This window comes from Paenibacillus alba (genome assembly GCF_013204855.1).
Lineage (GTDB): Bacteria > Bacillota > Bacilli > Paenibacillales > NBRC-103111 > Paenibacillus_E > Paenibacillus_E alba.
Genome location: NZ_JABMKZ010000006.1, coordinates 86,296 through 105,514, shown reverse-complemented (window position 1 = coordinate 105,514; position 19,219 = coordinate 86,296). Strand labels below are relative to the sequence as shown.

Below are 19,219 nucleotides of genomic sequence, written 5' to 3'. Positions count from 1 at the left end.
TCCCCGCTTTGGGCGTATTCGAGGGCTTTCTATTATGGAGTGATGACTTGAAGCAGATTGAGGAGAACCTGCGCGCTTTCAGCACGGGTGGTGATACCTTCTGGAACAAACTCACGCTCACCGCGCCCTTGCATTAGCTTCAGTTCCAGCGCCAGCCGTACGAAACCTTCGGCCCACGGCGCGATTCCTGCTGCGTCATTCAAGTCCAATTGTCCGCCAGCTGCTGACGGGACGTTTTTGCCTGACTGCACACCATAAGCACGTACCACCATAGCCGCCATTTCTTGGCGGGTGATTGGGGAATCTGGCGCAAATGCTGCACTGTCGCGTCCGCCGACGATGCCGTTCGCATATGCAGCTGCTACGGCTGCCGCGTACCAGGCACTGCTTTCCACATCGGTGAATGGAAGCGCCGCTGCAGCTTTTGTCGGCAGCTTCAGCGCTCGTACGAGCATAGCGGAAAACTCCGCTCGCGTAACTTCCCGTTCAGGTGCGAACGAGGTAAGCGTAATGCCTTCCACAACCTGCTTCGCTGCCAGTTCTTTCACAGCGGCTGCCGCCCAGTGATGTAGAGGCAAGTCAGCAAAAGATTTGTTGTATGCCAATACGGCGTATTTGCTAAAGTGTGAGACTTTCGCCGTCAGTATACCGTTCTGCCAAGTACCGCCGATATAGTCAAGCTGACCTGCTTCACTCACGTTGTACACGCCGCTTAGTTGGAGGTTCGCTCCTTCTTGAACATGGAAGTTCAGTGTAATTGGCTGTTCAAAAGCAGACAACTTCAACACTTTCCCATCCTTCGTCACAGCAGACAGGCTGAAATCATACACATCGCTAACGGACTTGACGTCCGCGCCTGCGCTTGCCGCTCCTTGACGGATCAGCTTCTGACCAACCTCGGTTGCGAGGGTGTTCACAGTGATCGACAGCTTAGCGTCTTGCATAGCGTCTCCGGGAATCAATTTAGCCAGCGCTGCAAGCAATCCCGACGGAAATTGGAGGGTTACATTGCCTTGCTTAATTTCCAGAACGTTCGAGCCTAACAGTCCCGCAGCATTCGGGGGCAGCTGAATTTCACGCTCATCCGCTCTCAGTTCGATAACGACTTTGCCATCCTTGCCTTTCTTCAAAGCGGAATCATCTACTTGTTTCGGGGCAGATGGAATATCAGTTGTTACTGTACCGCCCGAGTTTGTGCCTTTATCCACGGTTGGCTCCGTGTTGCTTTCGCCACCTGAAGTACGCGTAATAGTAAGCGCAATCGTCTTCGTTGCCTGACCTGCGCGTCCCTTGTCTGTGTACCAAGGAAGGGCCAGCGTTGCAGGCGTCGGTTCAATGTGCATCTCGAACTTGTTCAAACCTGGTTTAAGTGGAATGGAGCTCAGCTCCACATTGCCTATGGCATCCATACTGCCCTCCGGCAAAGGCTGCCCATTCATGGTAAAGTTAACACCGTACGGGACAACTCCTTTAAGCTTGAAGCTGCTTTCCTCCGTCGAGTACGAGACATTGCTGCCGTAAGTAATACGCGGCATGGTCAAAATCATCGGCATATCGACCCAGCGCAGGACGTAATCGTTCACAACCATTTGGTTGCCACCCTGATTTTGGATGGTCAGCTTCATATTCGTATCTGTGGAGCTGTAAGCCCAGTTGCCATAATCAGCCCTATCTCCCGGAGTCCTGCTGTGGGACGTGAAGGCTTCCGTCTCCCAAGTGCCGCGGGTGTACTTGTATTCAATGCTCTTGCCAGCCATCATCTTGAAGCTGTATTCCACAACACCGCGGTCGGTTGCACCGCTCGGCACATGGAGCTTCGTGGAACTGGCATTCCAGCCGTTCAGACTGCCCGCAATGTTGATATCATCGCTAGTTGGCGTGTAATCCGGTAAGTGGAGACGCAGAAGCACATCCACCATAACAAGCTTCGGAGTGACCGATTGCTTTTCGGATAAAGATCGATTGTACGCTTGATCGAATGCTGCTACTTGGTACGTATACAGCGTATCGTTACTCACCGCGTAATCCGTAAAGCCTCTTGCCGTTGCTGCCAGCGTCGCAATTTTCTGATATGTGCTGTCGGTAACCGTCTGGCGGTATACTTCAAAGCCAGCAATGCTGTTATCATCGGAAGTCCATGTGAGCTGAGCCCTGTTCGATTCTACAGCAATGGTCGAGAGTGCCGGAGCAGACGGAGCTGTCTTATCGTTCGGGTCGCTATAGACCTCAAGCGTTACCGTGCTTGATTGGGTATAATTCTCCCCATTGTCCGTCGAAAATTTGGCATAATATTGATAAATTCCCGCTTCGGTCGGTTCAAAGGATCCCCAATACTGTTTGGTGCCTCCGGATTGATCGTTGTCATAACGCAGCTTCGTATCCTGAGCTAAGAGAGGATCAGAACCGTCTTTATAGTACGCGAGTCGTGCCAGCAAATTCGCAGCTTCTTTGCCAGTAAACGCTGGATCATCCGTCAGTCCCGGCACCCGCACATTCACCGTAATATGACCGGTAGTCTTGCCAACGCCTGCATAGACATTCTCCGTCACCGTGCTCGGTGTTCCTACCGATGCGATAGTGAACGCCGGTGTAGCAGCTGTCATGTCACTGAGGAAGCTTTCTCCAGCTCCGATTCGCGCCGTAACCGCGTAGTAATATTTCGTTCCGTTAACCACGTTCATGTCAACTTGATTTAAGTTGTTTGTCGATCCAACGAGCTGTACCGCCCCGCCTTCGATCACCGCACGGTATATTTGATAAGATTCGGCTCCGCTTACCGCATTCCAAGACAGCATCACTTGACCGTTGCCGCCTGCAGACCTTACACCGGTTACCTGTGGCACCGCTTGAAGCTCGCTGTCCGACACCATCATAAAGCCGGTAAGCGCTGGAATGGTCAAGGAGATTTTACCTGAAACTACAGTAGCCTTAGCACTGCCGTACAGCTGGTCGGTAAGTTTGAGGCCATCTGGCAAGAAGCCGGCAACATCCGCTTCCATCGTCAACGCCTCAGCACCGCGGTTGACGACGAGCAGAGCCCCACGGGAATCATTCTTGCGTGCATACGCGATGGCATTGCCTTTGGCATAGACCGCTTTCAGCTCCCCAGTGCGGAAGACTGCATTGTCCCCCCTGACTTTCACCGCTTTCTGATACACGTTCAAAAGGTTCTGGTAAGCGCCAGTGCCGCTGAACGAACCGTCCCCATTCGCTGTAACCCGCTCCCATGGGAAGAATCGCCGGGAATCCGGATCTTTCGTGCCTGTGAGGCCCACTTCATCCCCATAGTAGATGGTTGGAGCTCCCGGATAGCCCATTTGGAAAATAACGGTCAGCTCTTGCAGCTTCTTTGCACGTTCACTTGCCTCCGGCGCGATGATGAGGTGCTCCTCCTCCCACTCCGGATGATCATATTTTGTAATAGAACGCGTCGTATCGTGAGAATCCACAAGGTTCATCAGCGCTTCCCAGGCTTGCTTCGGGTAATCCTCGCGAATCGACTCCAAGGCCTGATTGAACGTATCCGCATTACCGCTCGAGAGGAAGCTCTGCAGCGCGCCACGGAACCGATAGTTCATAACGGAATCGAACTGGTCGCCTAACAAAAATTTCGTAGCGACACCCCACTCTTCGCCAATAATAACCGGCTCATCCATCACTGAGCCATTGACATTCGTTCGGCCTGTAGTTGACTTGACCGCCTCGCGGAATTTGCCCCAAGTGCCTGCCGATACATCTGGCGCCACATCGAGACGCCAGCCACTCGTCCCCATCCATAACCAGCGCTGTGAGTTTGCGAACTGCATCGCTTTCTGCGCGTCCGCCTCAGAAAGACCATTTAGTGAATGCCCGATTACATTATCGCGGTAATGGATATTGTTCCACTCGTGCTCTCCCGGAAGGGATAGAGTGTCTGCCGGCAGATACGCTGTAGGGGACATCTGCGGCTCTTTGGCATCCATTACTGGAAGCGAATCGTAACCCCACCAAGCATCATATTTGTAGTGCAGGTTGTCGTCGTCACGGTCTTTGACCTTCTCATTGCTTACCGTGAACCAAGAAACATAACGAAAATCCTCAGGCCACTTGTAGTTTATTCCCGTCATCGGGTTAGTCTGACTCGTAAAAGAAGCACGCACCTCGGACTCAGCCTGCTCCTGCGAGATATGTGTCTCGTTCATTTTGTCGAATACCGCCGCCCAATACTCGTAAGCACCGATCTCTGGATATTTGCTGTATCGGTCAAAATAAATTGAATCATCGCCGACATGATTAAACACGCCGTCGTTAATCACTTTGATACCGACTGCACGAGCAGCCTTCGTAAAGTTCTCGAACACGAGGTCCGATGCTTCGCGAGTCTTTACATAGTTCAATCCGGAAGCTGGATCCCCCGGCGTGTTGTACACCGGCTGCCCGAACATCGGATCAAGATGTTTGTAATCCGTCGCATCGTACTTGTGGTTCGAAGCCGCCCAAGAGACTGGATTGAGATATACGGCTGTAATTCCCAATGCTTTCAAATAATCCAACTTCTGCTGAATTCCTTGAACATCACCGCCGTAAAACTCGTTCGTCCAAGCTCCATCTGTCTTCGCATCCGGGTAGTAGGGTTTGTTCTCCGGCTTGGTGCGGTCCGGATTCTCCGGTACGGCTGAATTGCCGCCCCAAACCTGATCCGGTGTCGGGTCGTTCACGACGCCCCCGTCGAAATACTGCAGCTTCTGGCCGTTCTTGCTCGTCCCATACTTCGGATCTAGTACGCCGCGCGCCCCGTCCGCGGTCTTCGCCCGGTTGTTATCCTTCGATCCATCGAAGAACCGGTCGGGGAAGATTTGGTAGACTACCGCATTCTTCATCCAATCTGGTGTCTTGTAATCCGGGGCATAAACAGTCAGATCATAGGGAAGCGCACCTTCGTCAGCCACTGCCCCTATTCCACCCCGAGTATTGTCGTCCCCATATTCGACTTTGGTCGAACCGTCAACGAGGATGAATTTGTAGCCCCAGATGCCTACCTTCCCTGCAAAAGAAACCGCTGGCACTGTTACTTCCCAGTACTCCTTGTCACCTACGGTCGTGACTTTCTTCATCAGGTAGGCGTTCGACAAGCCATCCGGCCCGGTCAGCTCCGCCTTCGCTGTCTGAAGATCACCCTTCGCCGCCCCGATCCGCAGCGTCAGATCTTGACCTCCCGCCGGAATCGCGCCGAAAGGTTTCTTGTAGGTGATCGAGCGGCTGTCGAAGATGAGGCTCTCTTTTTTGATCAGACCATCAAAGTCTCCCTCCTTTGCCACATAATTATGTGTAAGCGCTTTATTTGGAGTGGAATTGTCAATCGTGAACGTCACTTCCGCCGCATCCAACGCAGCAAGCTTCAAGTTAGCCCCTGTATCTGTTCCATAATTCGGCATATTCCAATCCTTGCCGAAAACCACTTTAGCCTCATAGCTGCCTATTGGAATATGACGCTGCAGCTTGTATATAGTGTTATTGAAATTGTAATCCACGAACTGTTGATTCGCTCCTGCCGGCGACCATTCGGCTTCCCCAAACACAGGCTGGATGCTGCCCACCAAGCGAGGTTGCTGGTCTGCTCCAAGTACCGATATGTACTGCTGAATCCCTGCCACGCCTGGCAGCGAGATACGAGCCTGCCCCAGCTCATCGTTCAAATAGAACATGACCTTGGTCGTCTCTCCCAAGCTGAAAGCGAAATTATTACCGTTATTCGCGTATCCATCCCACGAACCGCTCTTAACGATCTTGAATTCGTAAGAACCCGCAGGGAGATCTCGGGAATAGGCATAGAACTCACCCGCCAAATGCTTCATGCGGCTATCCGCCGAGCCGTTGTCCCAACCTTGAAAACTGCCTACAACCACCCATTTATTGTTGCCTCCGGGCTGGTCAATGAACTCATCTGCAGCAGCCACCGCGTGGATTGAACCACTGAACCATCCAGCCAGCAGCTGAATAGTCAATAGGACTGCCGTGAACGCTGAAACAAAACGGAAGCCCTTCTTATTGTTCCATAAACGCATCCTTATGTAACCTCCTCACATAATGTAAAGCGCTTTCTTCGAACCATCATAGCACGAGCTCTCCACCCTCGTGAGTGTACAATATTGACTTCCTAGTCGTAACCATGTGACTTGTTCAAGTACGCAATTGAGCAGATACTGCCTTGTCTCACCAAAATCCATCTCACCAATACAAAGAGGCCTCGGCTTTTCCATGAGGAAAAGCCGAGACCTTTGTCACAATAATGCTTAAGAAACATCCTACGAGGTTCCCAAAATCTTTTTCCCACGAGGCTGCAAACCATTCGCATCCGGCTCAAGCGTCACGCCGAAGGAATCTATTTGAAAATCTTTTACTTTCACAGGGATACTGTACGTTAGCACGCCTGTGCCTTTCTCATCTACGCGGAGCGTACCGCAATTGTATCTTTTACCGCTTCGATTGAACCACACCTGATAGGTCCAATCCCCTTGTGTCTCCTTGAGACCTTGTAGATTAATGACCACATTGTGCGTATCGCCGTTTTGCAGCACATAAGCGGTGCCCCAGGCCGAAGGCATTGAACTTTCTACCGATTTCAGTTGGAAAGTATGTACGATCTCTGCAGGCTGCTGCAAGCCAGGATTAGCCAAATTGATCGTGTTTCTTTGCTGCTCGTTCCACCAAATACCTACGGCGAGCCCCAAAATCATGGCAGCAACCACACCATAGACCCATTTATATGAACGCGTTGCCTTCTGGATTGGCATCGGCTTGTTCTGCATGTTAAACTCATCATCTTCAGCCTCCGAATTCTGATCTTCAGAAGGGCTCTGAATAATGGATTGCATCACTTGCTGCTTCAAATCCAAAGGAACTTCCACTTCTTCCATTTCAAAAGGCAGTGCCTGCCAAACTTCCTGTAATTCACTCAGCTCTTCCCGGCACGTGACACAAGTTCGCAGATGCCGTTCGAAAGCCGCGCGTTCCAATTCTGTACAGTCGCCTGTCAAATAATTAATCAGGTAACTGCAGTCTACCGTCTCATGCTCCTTCATAACGTCATCCCTCCCTCACTGATGCCAGATGCTTCCGAAGTATTTTCAAACATTGATGCAGCCGGCTCTTAATTGTCCCCAGCGGTTCGTTCATCTGCGTCGCAATTTCGCTCAGCGAATAGCCCTGCCAATACATCATGTCGATTAATTGAATTTGGCTTTCCGAAAGATGCACATAAGCCTCATGAATTTGCTCCCCTATCCACTTACGTGACATGATTGATTCTGGATCAGGATCCTCGGAAACAAGTTCATTTTCCCACTCTTTGGGCTCAAAACGAATCACTTGCTCGAGCCTTCGCTTCTTCCGCAAATAATCAATCGTCATATTACGAGTCACCGTAATTATCCAATTCACAAAAGCGCCTTTGCCATCGTCGTAGCCTTTTTCCGTCGTCCACAGCCTCGTATAAACAAGCTGGACAATTTCTCTGGCAGCCTGCTCTTCCTTCATCGACTTCAACGCAAATGAATAGACGAGCTTGGCATAGCGGTCATAGAGTTCTTCCAAAGCCAGATGGTCTTTCCCCATGACGAGCTTCATCAGCTCTCCATCTGTTCGATTGCGCATAGTCGGCACACCCCGAGTCGAAATAAAGTTTATTACCTTCTACCTTATCTCTGGCAAGATGTCTTGGCAATAGATTTATATAAAAGAAACGCCCCAACACGGCTGAACGCATCAGCAGGTCGGGGCGCTATCCATTCAGTCAATGAGCTATGTCTTATCTCGCTGTAACTTGGGCTGGATCTAGGACGAACCAGACTTTCCCTACATTTTGCCCCGTGGTATCGCCAGGGTTATGATCTTTGATCCAGTAATAGAGCGGCCAGCCTTTGTAAGTATTTTGTTTAGTTCCATCATTTCGCGTGAGGACCCCAAAATCGCTAGCAGCAAGATCTCCCGAAACGGTAAGGTGCTCGTCGTAGAAGATTGGCCAGTTCACCAAACATGGACCCACGCAGGCATTGGGATCATTTTGATCTTTGGTAAACAAATACAAGGCCATTCCGTTCTCATCGACCAAATACGTGCCCAGCATATCGGATTTACTCGTTTTTACAGAAGAATTAACCGCTTTCGTTCCTGTAAATTTGGCTGGATCAACCACGTACCAAACATGACCAACATCCTGCCCTGTCGTATCTCCCATCTTCGTGTCATCCACCCAATAATAGAGAGTAAAACCTTTGTAAGTCGTTTGCAAGCTGCCGTCTGCACGTACGATCGTCCCAAAATCACTTGAATTAACACCAGTTGGAGCTGCAATCTCAGGAGAATAAAAGACAGGCCATTTCTCCAAGCATTTGCCGAAGCAACTGCTGACACCCTTCGTATCTTTATCATAATAATAGAGCGCTCTGCCGCTTGCATCCGTCAAGTAATTGCCTAAATCAGTTTTGGTGCCTATCGCCACACCGCCATTGGATGGTTTAATGACGAACCAGTTTTCACCTACGTTATCTCCTGTGGTATCACCGCTTTTTTGATCTTTGATGAAATAATACAAAGGCCAGCCTTTGTAAGTTACTTGCTGTTTGCCATCCGTACGTGTGAAAGCTTGGAAATCCGTTGAGCTGAAGCCCGCAGGAACCGTGAAATCAGTCGCATTATAAATCGGCCAGTTCGCCAAGCATTGCCCTGCACAAGAATTAGCATCCGCCACATCCTTGGTAAAATAGTAAAGCGTCATCCCTTTGTCATCGGCGAGATAGCTGCCCAGCGTCGTGCTTTGCAGCAGTTGAAGCGCCGGTTTTGCAAGAACATCCAGCTTGTTTGCACTGATTTTGCCCTTCTCCGATAGGTCGGCTGCCAGCGTCTTCGTCATCCCTTTGATCGGTGCTTTCAGAGCTTCCAGAGTTGCTGTTGCGATATGTAGATTCTTAAATTGTTTCACATCCGCAATTTTGGACAAACCATTCTTCGCGGCAAAAGAAACAACGCCGTCGTATTCGAAATCCTTACCTTGTGAGTAACCAAGCGTTTCCAACAAGACTTTGTAGTACTGTTGAGCTGTTATTGCAGCTAGTGGCTCGAACTTATCATCGCCAGCTCCCTGCCAGCCCAAAGCAGGATGTTCTTTCAGATAGCTAAGAATAGCCTGATTCCCGACGGACACGTTGCCCGCGTCCTTAAAATCAGTAGTTCCCTTGAAGGCTACGGCTTCAGATTCCAGCCCTTTTAACCTTAGAGACATTACAGCCGCCTGCAATCTGGTCGTTGGTTTGTTCAGATAATCCGCGGTCAGCCCGCTGCCATCGCCTTGGAGAATCCCCAAATCACCTGCAATATCCGTTTCAGATTTCACCTTCAAAGGTTCAGCTGCCATCGCAGAGAGCACCGTCACTCCAGTCATCACGCCTAATAAAACGAGGGAAGATACGATTACTTTTTTCACATTGACCATACTCGATTACTCCTCCTTACTTTTTATACTTAAGGAAACGACGAGGAGTGGCTAGCGGTTTGATGGTTAAATTTTTTCTTTTGGGGCTGGTTGAGATAGGAGCAGGACTGGTTGAGACGGCGGTTTTCGCTGGCTCGTGGGTTTTTCTTGGCGGCTTTAGCGGTTTCTGGCTTTGAGACTGCCTTTTTGGCAGGCTCGAGCAACGGAAGCTGCTTTTTCACCTCTGAGACGGCGTTTTCGGCAGGCTCGTGGTCTTTTCTTTGGGGTTTTCGCGGTTTCTGGCTTTGAGTCTGCCTTTTTGGCAGGCTCGGGCAGCGGAAGCTGCTTTTTCACCTCTGAGACGGCGTTTTCGGCAGGCTCGTGGTCTTTTCTTTGGGGTTTTCGCGGTTTCTGGCTTTGAGTCTGCCTTTTTGGCAGGCTCGTGCAGCGGAAACTGCTTTCCCACCTCTGAGACGGCGTTTTCGGCAGGCTCGCGGGCTTTTCTTGCAGGCTTCGCAGCTTTCCCACCCCGAGACTGCCTTTTTGGCAGGCTCAGGCAGCGGAAGCCGCTTCCCCACCCCCGAAGCCTATCCCAGCCTTTGGCTAAGCAAAAAAAGCCCCCCCAACGTCAATCGACGTTTGGAAAGGACTCTCTATAAGCTGATTGCAGCTTATTTTTTATTGAAAAAACTTCACGCGAGCTTCCAGTGGTTGGAACTCTTTGTCCCCTGGCGTAAAGGTTGGTTTGCCGAAAGGCATTTGGGCAATCAGCTTCCACTCACTTGGCAGGTTCCACGTTTGGGCAACTTCTTCATTGATTAGCGGATTGTAGTGCTGTAGCGATGCACCAAGACCCTCTTGCTCCAGCGCTGTCCAAATGACGAATTGCAGCATGCCTGAGGATTGGTTGGACCAGATCGGGAAGTTATCTGCATAAGCTGCGAACTGAGCTTGCAGCTGCTCAACAACGGTTTGATCTTCGAAGAACAGCACAGTACCGTAACCGCTGCCGAAGCTGTTGATTCTTTCTTCCGTTGGTGCGAAGTTGTCGGCAGGCACGATTTTTCTCAAAGTTTCTTTGGTGATGTTCCACAATTTATCGGATTGCTCGCCGAATAGCACGACCACTCGCGCGCTTTGTGAATTGAAGGATGAAGGGGTATATTTCACAGCCTCGTTCACAATCTCTTGAATGCGTTCATTCGAAACGACCACATCTTTGCTTAGTCCATAAAACGTACGTCTTTCTTTTACTGCTGATAAAAAGTTGCTCATATAAGTTCTCCTCCGCTTTCCACTGTGGAATGTAATTATATTACTAAAAAGCATTACCTCGCACTTGGTATGTTACTAACTATTTGTTATTAACTTTTATTATTATCGTATTAATTTTGCGATTTGTCAATCCATTTACACGAACAAAATATGTAAGATCTGATGTTTGGGAAATCGTCCGACAGGGAATAATCGGGAGAACATCACTATCAGGAGGAGATTCCCATGCCGGTCTCGACCAAAGGTACGCTGAACGTGGAAGGACACGAGCTGACCATCACCAATCCCAGCAAACTTTTGTGGCCTGAAATAGGGATCACCAAGGCGGATTATATCGCTAAATTAACCGAGCTCGCCCCCTACTTGCTGCGCTATTGCCGCGATCGTCACCTGACGACCATCCGATTCCCCAATGGCTACGATCAGAAATCTTTTTATCAGAAAAATGCCCCCAATCCCGTACCTGATTTCGTGAAGCTGGCACCGCTGGATGGCATCGATTATGTCAATCTGGATTCAATGTCTACACTCCTATGGTTGGGAAATTTGGCCTCTCTGGAGTTCCATCCTTCCTTTCACCGTATCGGCGAAACGTTGCCAGTGGAATGGCTCATTGATATTGACCCCACATTGGAAGAAGAGCCACGCATCATGGAGGCAGCGCATATCATTGGCGAGGTGTTGGATTCGCTGCGCATTCAATCAATTCCCAAAACATCAGGAGCCACTGGCGTCCAAATCTATATCCCCATTCAACACGGCTACACGTTCGAGCAGCTGCGGAAGATTGGCTATTTTATCGCTGCCTACGTGGTCAAGAGGTATCCGAACCTGTTCACCATCGAACGCTTCAAGAAGAATCGCGGGGATAAAATCTACATCGACTACCTTCAGCATTGGTATGGAAAAACACTTTCCGCCCCCTATACACCACGCGCCCGAAAAGACGCTCCCATCTCAACCCCGCTTCTATGGAAAGAGGTTGAGTTGCGCCCAAGTCCTCGTGAGTTTAATCTTTTAACGGTTTTAGACCGTTTGAGAACGTACGGCGACCTGATTGAACGGGTTCCTCCGCAAAATCTGGACGCGATTTTAAATCAATTAAACTAGTAGCTCTATATAGAACTACTCAAAATAAAGGGGAAAGTAAGCGCGCTATAATTTCTTTCCCCTTCTCCATGCGCGATCGTTGCTCGAACTCCGCCAACTTCAGCTCCTCGGAATCTTTCAAATCCATGAAAAAGTCATCTTCCAAACGCTCAATGACAGCTGTATCAAACATCACGGCATTGATTTCAAAATTACTAAAAAAGCTGCGCATGTCCACATTCGCGGTGCCTACCGTAGCCATTAGGTGATCAATGATCATGACCTTGGCATGAATGAATCCTTTTCGATACAAATAGAATTGAACCCCTGCTTGCATAAGCTCTAATAAATAAGAACGCGATGCATATTGAACAATCCGTGAGTCGGCCTTATACGGCAATATGATTCGAACATCCACGCCGCTGATGACGGCTGTTTTGAGTGCCATCGTGATGCTTGGATCTGGTATGAAATAAGGCGTCGTCATATACACCCGCTTCTTAGCCGCAACAATTCCCGCGAAAAACATCTCCTGAATCGCATCCCAATGCGCATCCGGGCCACTCGAAATCACCTGCGCCAGAGAAGCCTTAGGCTCATTATGCTCTGGGAACAATGTGTTATCCATCAAGCGCTCACTGCTGACAAACAACCAATCCGTCATAAAAGTTTGCTGCAAATAATAAACAGAATCCCCGTACAGCTTTAAATGCGTATCTCGCCAGAAGCCCAGCTTAGGGTCCGCTCCGACATATTCATTCCCGATATTGATGCCGCCAAGGAAACCAACTAAACCATCTATGACAATGATTTTACGATGATTCCGATAGTTCATTCGCTTGTCGAAGAAGGCAATTAGCGGCCGAAGAAAAGGGTGGATACTGACGCCAGCTTGTTTGAACTTGTTGATATAGGCCGCAGAAAGCGAGTAGCTTCCTACCCCGTCATAAATCACTCTGACTTGGACGCCTTGTTTGGCTTTGCGAATCAGGGCGTCTTGAAACTTCCTACCAATTTCATCATCTCTGATCGTATAAAATTCAAAATGAATGTGGTTTTGGGCCACTTCAATGGCCTGCAGCATAGCTTCGTAAGTAACATCCGCATTCGTTAAGACTTCAGTCCGATTATGCATCGTGATCGGTGAACCAGGGATGTTGTACAAAAGCCCGCAAAGCCGCGTATCCTCAAACAGCTCATATTTCCCCTTGCCAAACACCGCATCAGAACCATTAGAACCCATCCATTGATGCTTCATCTCGGACATTTTGCGGCGCCCTTTGCGGCGTACCATTTTACGCTGCGAATATTCCTTCGCCATAAAGTAATACATGATGAAGCCGATAATTGGAAAAATAAACAGGACGAGCAGCCATGCTACCGTCTTCGCCGGTCGTTTGTACTCACCGATCAGAATTGTCGCAGTTTGAAAGATGAAAAGCATAAGTATAATGACAACCCACACCATAACCCTTCATCCCTCCATCCATCTGCCCAAAAAACCAGCAAATTCCTTGTCCAGATAGCTTTTGCCAAGGGCTTCCCATCTATACCTTTCGCTTGATTCAAGGGCTATGCCTGAGGCGAATAATTAAAATTTTCCAACTTTCGTAATAAAATCCTTCATTTCGAGAAAAATAATAAACGCATTCCTATGATCTTCATCCGCTACCCGGCAGGAGGTGCCCATCGCATGGTCAAAACATCCCAACAATTGATGAAAAATATCCTGCGTAAACGCACATCAGACAAGCCCGATGAGACTGGAGAATCCTCTTCTCTTCGTGACTCGTTAGACTATCAGTTCATTGAAGAATTGAAAAAAACGAAATTATCACTCCTGCTCGATGAAAACCATGAGTTCATTAAAGCCATGTTTCAAGACTGCTCCGACGTCGTCGTTCGGGAATTTCAGATCGAGCCGAATATCCCGGCGCTGCTGCTCTTCGTTGACGGACTGACGAACACCCAGCTGCTCAACGATACTATGAAATCGTTGATGCTTCTGGGCGGCGGTGAAACCGCCATTGAGCGTATCGCTAACACGATACTGCCTGTATCGCAAACGCAGATCTCCGATAACTATGGAGATCTGCTCGTATCCGTTCTGGGCGGCGATGCCGCCCTGCTTGTGGAAGGCAACGCCAAAGCGATCCTGCTCGGCATCCGCGGAACAGAAAAACGCTCCGTCGGCGAGCCGGAGACGGAAACCGTTGTGCGCGGACCGAAGGAAGGGTTCGTGGAAAGCATTCGCACGAACACCTCGATGATCCGCCGCAAGCTGAAGACGCCTCGCCTGAAGATGAAGTCCATGAGCGTCGGCAAAGAGAGCAACACCAATCTCGTCATTTGTTATCTCGACGACCTGGCAATGCCCTCCTTGATTGAAGAAGTGGTCAAGCGGATTGAACTCATCAAGATCGATGCCATTCTGGAATCCGGCATGATTGAAGAGCTGATTCAGGACAATGCTTTCTCTCCTTTCCCGCAAATGCAATATACCGAACGTCCCGACGTTGTTGCTGGTGCGCTGCTGCAAGGGCGGGTCGCCATCCTGACGGACGGCACCCCATTTGCGCTCGTTGTCCCGTTCGTGTTTATACAAATCATGCAAACGAGCGAAGATTACTATGAACGGTTTCAAATCGGGACTCTGCTGCGCATGCTTCGTTACGTCTTCCTATTTCTATCGCTAACGACGCCCGCCTTATACGTAGCGATCACTACGTACCATCAAGATCTGCTGCCGACGACCTTGATGCTAAGCGTTGCCGCCTCAAGAGAAGCCATTCCATTTCCTGCCGCGGTCGAAGCCTTCATTATGGAAATCACCTTCGAAGCGCTGCGAGAAGCTGGCATTAGACTTCCCAAAGCTGTGGGGTCCGCCGTTTCCATCCTTGGCGCCCTTGTCGTTGGTCAAGCGGCTGTACAAGCGGGGATTGTTTCTGCACCGATGGTTATCGTCGTATCCATTACGGGTATCGCTTCTTTCACAATCCCACGCTTTAATGGGGCGATTGCCGTTCGGATGCTCCGTTTTCCAATTCTGTTGGCAGGTTCACTGTTTGGCTTCTATGGCATCTTTTTCTCCTTGATGATCTTGCTTGGACATATGGCGAATTTGCGCTCCTTCGGAGTGCCTTATCTATCACCGCTCGGACCGCTGTCAGCAGGAGATATGAAAGATGTTTTCATAAGAGCTCCATGGTGGCAAATGGAGAAGCGTCCCGAATTCATGGACACTCAAGACGTGCAGCGGATGGATAATAAGCTCCCTCAACAGATCAAGAAGGATGGAGGCTTAGACGGCAGCTCCATTATTCATGAGCACAAAGCCAGCGAGGAGGGCCAGCAGAATGGGAAGTCTTAAACATCAGCTGCCGCTCGCCTTAACCATAACCCTAATGAGCGTGTGCCTGACCGGATGCTGGGATCGAACAGAAACGAATGACATTGCATTCATCCTCACGTCATCCGTGGATATTGAAGATGACGGCAAGTATCGGCTTTCTTATATGCTTCCCCTTCCCGGCTCCATGGGCGGAGCTAGCGGAGGCGGGGGCGGGACGTCAGGAGGCAAAAGCTATTATATTGACTCCGAAGTTGGGACCACACTGCGCGAAGCGAGCAGTAGGCTGCAGATGCGCATGTCTCGTCGTATCTTCCTTTCTCATCGGCGAACCATCGTGATTGGTGAGAAATTTGCCAAGAAAGGCATCGGCATCTTGTTCGATTCGGTCCCCCGTTCTCCGGAAAGCCGGATGACTGCCTTCCTCGTAGTCACCAAGGGCAAGGGATATGATCTGCTCAATACGGAGCCGAAATTCGAACGATTTCCAGCTGAAGTCATTCGGGAGTTAACGAAATCAGACCAAGCTATCGGAACTTCGACCAAAGATATTGGCATGGCATTGAGCTTTGGCAGCGATCCTATTTTAAGCTATTTCGAACCCAAGGAAGGACAAGCCGCCAAAGAGCCTTCCCATGAGATGCAAATGATCGGCTATGGTCAATTCAAGGGTGATCGTTTGGTTGGCATCTACCGCAAACAGGAGGCTAATGGGCTTTTGTGGCTAAAAAATCAAGTGAAAGAACATTTGCTGACTTTCACGGTAGAGCAGGATAAAGACATCTCCATTCAGGTAACGAATGGGCACACGCATATCATGCCCAAGCTGAAAGGCGATCAAGTGACTTTCCAGATCGTTGTGGATGCCATCGGAATCGTTCGAGAGGATCACGCCAATTTGGATCTTAACAAAGCCGAAATCCTCCACAAGGTGGAGCGGAAATTCGCAGAGCAAGTCAAGCTGTCTATCCAAGACGCCATTAAGCAAATGCAAAAAGAAGGAACAGATTCCGCGCAGCTTGGTTTAATCGTATGGCGGAGTCAGCCCAATGTTTGGAGAAATCAGCTTGAAGCCAAATGGGAGGAGCTTTTTAAAGAAGCTGAATTTTCGATTACCGTTCATGCTTCCATACCCGATACCGGTTTGATTAACCAAAATGTGATTAAAGAAGGGATGTAAGATGACCTCATGAATAGCATTTTCATGCTCAGTTTTGTTTTCACCTTCGTAGCTTCCTTACTGATCGATCGCAGGATGCTAAAGCAAGAAAAGAAAAGTGTAACGATGACCTACGGGGTCTTTATGCTGCTAAGCGTCGTTCTGTTCGTCAGCAAATACATGCATTGGCCTATCCTGATGCCTTCCCGCTTCTTTATTCATACGGTTTCTCCCTGGTTCATTAGAATTATGGGCATCTAAGGAAAGAGGCGACATTCCCCATGGATAGAAAACAAGTGATCAATCAGCGTCAGCTTTCCTGGATAGCTTCTTCCGTTATCACAAGCGGAGGCATTCTTACCTTGCAAAATGTACTAATCCGCATCAGCCAAATGGATGCTTGGTACAGTTACTTGTTATCCGTGTTTTATGTCTTCGGAGTGGCCAGCTTCTTTGGTTATTTAACCAAAACATTTCCTGAAAGAAATATATTTGAAATCTCCAAGGAGCTGTTGGGCCAGTGGGGTGGAACCATCATCAATCTCATGATCTTGTTTCACTTTTGGCAAATTGTAACCCGGGACATCTCGGCGGTATCGAGGTTCAGCTCTACTCTGCTGCTGCATAACACGCCCTTAGAAGTATTAATCTTGCTTACCTGTTTCCTGCTCATTTATTTCGGCAAAAGCAGTGTAGAAGTCATAGCACGTGTGAACGACCTGTTCTATCCGCTTTTTGTCATTACCATCTTGATCATGCCGCTGCTGCTGTCCAATGAATTTTATTTCCGGCTTGTGACGCCTGCCATGACCATGCCCTTGCAGCACGTAGCTACAAGCAGTTTGCTGACCATCGGCAGCGCCGGCGATATCTTCATCCTTGGCGCATTTCTTCATATGATGTACAACGCCAATCAAGTCCGCTCGTCCATACGCCATGGCTCATTGCTCGGGATATTTCTGCTCACCTATCTCATTTTTGCCATACTCGTCGTTCTTGGACCCAAAATGCCGGGTAATTTCATCTACCCCACTTACAATTTAGTACAAATGATCCATGTCACCGACTTTCTCGATCGGGTTGATATCATTATGCTCATGGTTTGGTACCCAACGGTCACATGCAAAATTATCGCCATTTATATGGCGCTTCTCTTAGGCATCAGTTCTCTGCTAAATAAGCGCAACTACCCGACAATCAATAAGCCTGTCTCTCTGCTCATGGCACTCACCACTTACTTATCTTTCAAAAGCTCAACGGAGCTGCTGGACTTCTCCAACTACTGTTCGCCGATCATCGTACTCGCTTACCAGCCTTTGGTAATCGGCCTGCTGCTGTTGGCTTCTCTTAGAAAGCAGCGTCATAACCCAGCTAAAGTCTCCACTTCAGCAGAGGATACAAACCCAGTAACGAAGCCAACGCAAAAGGTGCCTAAACTTAGCCAGCGTCTCTCTTATCGGCAATGGCTTTGGAGCGGCAATGCATTAATGATTTTCTCTGCTGTTTGCCTGCTGTTCGGGCTAATGTTCAGCAAATACCACCCTGCAATCGGAACGATCTGCGCAATTGGTTTTGCCTGTGGTTTATTTCTAACCAGTTTGACAACTTATATGGAGGTGAGTCTACTGAAGCAAGCTGAAGCCGGCAAATGATGACCGAATGTCAGGTTTGCATAGGAATGCAAAAAGCACCCGTCATTGGACAGGTGCCATAATAAGTTGGAAGTTAGACAGACACAGTCTGACTTAGTCTGCTTTTGGCTACTTTCAGATAGCCATACATATTCAGGAATTCGCTTTCGCCCGCAAAACGCAGTTTCAGTGAACCTGCCGCTTCTTGAATATAAGGCTTCAACGCAGACGCGCCTCCACCAATTACATAGAAGCATTGAATATCCGGGTATTTGCGCCAGCGTTTCCTAATCATCTCGATCATGCGCAAAGCGGCGCGGCGGAAATGTTGATCAACGATGGGACGAATGTCGACTTGACCTTCTCCCAGCAGTTGAATCGCGAATTCCCGATTCTTGATCCGTTGCACCAGCTTGGCCCGGCTTGGGAATACATATCCGTAGGCATCTTCGACGTCGCGAATGACCGCATCCAGATACGTGGCAATGCCAATTTGCTCACCATGACTGAAATGATTGTCAATCGCCATCCGTTTGATAACCGGAAAATCTGTTGTCAGCGCACCGATTTCACAAACGCCGATGCAGCCGTTGTAAATCTCTTCATCCTTGACCAGCAAGCTGTCGTGCGTAGCTAGATGGAACATAGCGGCAGCACCTTCAATCGAGACAGCCACTTTGCGAATGGATACTTTGATTTTGCGGTTATGGAAATGAGGCGTGGACAAGAAGGTCACTTCATGCTCACCGAGAAGCCTTTGCTCGAATTGCTGACTGTACTTGGCGAATGCCCGTACCGGCAGACCGGTTCCTAACGTGTACTCCACTTCGTCCATGCTGCCATATCCCGTGTTAAAAGCTTGACCTGCCAGACCTTGATAAGCCAGCGCCGTAAGCGCCACGATTAAGGACTGATCAGAAATCGCCTTATTATCTGTATCTTCAAGCTCGAGGTTGTCTTCATGCTCCAAAGCCAGCTGTCCGACGAAATAACGCTGATTTCTTTGGGATAAAGAAGGGCTGTAAATCATAACATCCAATGCTTTCCAAGGAGAATCTTCTTCTTGCAAAATATGTCTTTCGTACCCAGGGGCAATAATATTCGGAATGACTAACGGTTCTCTAGACCCATCTAACACCAACTTAATACTATCGTTCCCAATATCAATTCCTGCAAGCTTAATCATGCATGCCTCCACTCCGAATCTGCGATTTCCTGTATATGTTAAGTAGATTCGATTATATCCGACAGGATTCCTTCCTACTTTC

At 49.0% G+C, this 19,219-nt stretch carries 12 protein-coding genes; 5 read left to right on the top strand and 7 right to left on the bottom strand.

The features are described from left to right. Positions 1-32 precede the first annotated feature (32 nt). The 5 genes from HQN90_RS10695 to HQN90_RS10675 all read right to left on the bottom strand — a co-directional run bounded on the left by HQN90_RS10695 (position 33) and on the right by HQN90_RS10675 (position 10,723). Positions 33-6,044, bottom strand: a complete 6,012-nt coding sequence (locus HQN90_RS10695) for an alpha-amylase family glycosyl hydrolase (RefSeq protein WP_173218053.1) — start codon at positions 6,042-6,044, stop codon at positions 33-35. Positions 6,045-6,284: 240 nt separating this feature from the next. Further along, complete coding sequence (locus HQN90_RS10690) at positions 6,285-7,061, bottom strand: anti-sigma factor (RefSeq protein WP_173218051.1); 777 nt, start codon at positions 7,059-7,061, stop codon at positions 6,285-6,287. 4 nt (positions 7,062-7,065) lie between these two features. Continuing rightward, positions 7,066-7,632 (bottom strand): RNA polymerase sigma factor, encoded by a 567-nt coding sequence (locus HQN90_RS10685; RefSeq protein ID WP_173218049.1) that lies wholly within the window; start codon positions 7,630-7,632, stop codon positions 7,066-7,068. Between the two features lie 154 nt (positions 7,633-7,786). Continuing rightward, entirely contained in the window at positions 7,787-9,469 is a 1,683-nt protein-coding gene (locus HQN90_RS10680; RefSeq protein ID WP_173218047.1) for a hypothetical protein, read from the bottom strand. Between the two features lie 657 nt (positions 9,470-10,126). Further along, the gene (locus HQN90_RS10675; RefSeq protein WP_173218045.1) at positions 10,127-10,723 is read right to left on the bottom strand and encodes a nitroreductase family protein; all 597 of its coding nucleotides are present in this window, start codon (positions 10,721-10,723) and stop codon (positions 10,127-10,129) included. A 225-nt stretch (positions 10,724-10,948) separates the two neighbouring features. On the opposite strand from HQN90_RS10675, the gene ligD reads away from it, so the two are divergent. Then, positions 10,949-11,833 carry a non-homologous end-joining DNA ligase gene (gene ligD / locus HQN90_RS10670; RefSeq protein WP_173218043.1) on the top strand — a complete coding sequence of 295 codons (885 nt, stop codon included), beginning with the start codon at positions 10,949-10,951 and terminating at the stop codon, positions 11,831-11,833. A gap of 19 nt (positions 11,834-11,852) precedes the next feature. Here the strand turns inward: ligD and cls are convergent, their stop codons facing one another. Next, on the bottom strand, positions 11,853-13,280 hold the full coding sequence (gene cls, locus HQN90_RS10665) for a cardiolipin synthase (RefSeq protein WP_173218041.1): 1,428 nt from the start codon (positions 13,278-13,280) through the stop codon (positions 11,853-11,855). Positions 13,281-13,505: 225 nt separating this feature from the next. Here cls and HQN90_RS10660 point away from each other — a divergent pair, with 225 nt between their 5' ends. From HQN90_RS10660 to HQN90_RS10645, 4 genes are read left to right on the top strand one after another with little or no spacing between them, the layout of a single operon-like run. Beyond that, entirely contained in the window at positions 13,506-15,182 is a 1,677-nt protein-coding gene (locus tag HQN90_RS10660; RefSeq protein ID WP_246362216.1) for a spore germination protein, read from the top strand. After that, positions 15,169-16,341 carry a Ger(x)C family spore germination protein gene (locus HQN90_RS10655; protein ID WP_173218039.1) on the top strand — a complete coding sequence of 391 codons (1,173 nt, stop codon included), beginning with the start codon at positions 15,169-15,171 and terminating at the stop codon, positions 16,339-16,341. Before HQN90_RS10660 ends, HQN90_RS10655 begins: the two co-directional genes overlap by 14 nt. A gap of 9 nt (positions 16,342-16,350) precedes the next feature. Next, positions 16,351-16,581: a hypothetical protein gene (locus tag HQN90_RS10650; RefSeq protein ID WP_173218037.1), complete on the top strand. Its 231-nt coding sequence runs from the start codon at positions 16,351-16,353 to the stop codon at positions 16,579-16,581. 20 nt (positions 16,582-16,601) lie between these two features. After that, positions 16,602-17,972, top strand: coding sequence for a GerAB/ArcD/ProY family transporter (locus HQN90_RS10645; RefSeq protein WP_173218035.1), 1,371 nt, complete (start codon positions 16,602-16,604; stop codon positions 17,970-17,972). A gap of 73 nt (positions 17,973-18,045) precedes the next feature. Here the strand turns inward: HQN90_RS10645 and HQN90_RS10640 are convergent, their stop codons facing one another. Next, positions 18,046-19,137, bottom strand: coding sequence for a ParM/StbA family protein (locus HQN90_RS10640; protein WP_173218033.1), 1,092 nt, complete (start codon positions 19,135-19,137; stop codon positions 18,046-18,048). Positions 19,138-19,219: the final 82 nt, after the last annotated feature.

Excerpts from the sequence above, each read along its gene's own strand:
- HQN90_RS10675 (WP_173218045.1), bottom strand. The coding sequence starts at position 10,723 with ATGAGCAACTTTTTATCAGCAGTAAAAGAAAGACGTACGTTTTATGGA.
- HQN90_RS10680 (WP_173218047.1), bottom strand. The coding sequence starts at position 9,469 with ATGGTCAATGTGAAAAAAGTAATCGTATCTTCCCTCGTTTTATTAGGC.
- HQN90_RS10640 (WP_173218033.1), bottom strand. The coding sequence starts at position 19,137 with ATGATTAAGCTTGCAGGAATTGATATTGGGAACGATAGTATTAAGTTG.
- HQN90_RS10695 (WP_173218053.1), bottom strand. The coding sequence starts at position 6,044 with ATGCGTTTATGGAACAATAAGAAGGGCTTCCGTTTTGTTTCAGCGTTC.
- HQN90_RS10650 (WP_173218037.1), top strand. The coding sequence starts at position 16,351 with ATGAATAGCATTTTCATGCTCAGTTTTGTTTTCACCTTCGTAGCTTCC.
- HQN90_RS10690 (WP_173218051.1), bottom strand. The coding sequence starts at position 7,061 with ATGAAGGAGCATGAGACGGTAGACTGCAGTTACCTGATTAATTATTTG.
- cls (WP_173218041.1), bottom strand. The coding sequence starts at position 13,280 with ATGGTGTGGGTTGTCATTATACTTATGCTTTTCATCTTTCAAACTGCG.
- HQN90_RS10685 (WP_173218049.1), bottom strand. The coding sequence starts at position 7,632 with ATGCGCAATCGAACAGATGGAGAGCTGATGAAGCTCGTCATGGGGAAA.
- HQN90_RS10645 (WP_173218035.1), top strand. The coding sequence starts at position 16,602 with ATGGATAGAAAACAAGTGATCAATCAGCGTCAGCTTTCCTGGATAGCT.
- ligD (WP_173218043.1), top strand. The coding sequence starts at position 10,949 with ATGCCGGTCTCGACCAAAGGTACGCTGAACGTGGAAGGACACGAGCTG.
- HQN90_RS10660 (WP_246362216.1), top strand. The coding sequence starts at position 13,506 with ATGGTCAAAACATCCCAACAATTGATGAAAAATATCCTGCGTAAACGC.
- HQN90_RS10655 (WP_173218039.1), top strand. The coding sequence starts at position 15,169 with ATGGGAAGTCTTAAACATCAGCTGCCGCTCGCCTTAACCATAACCCTA.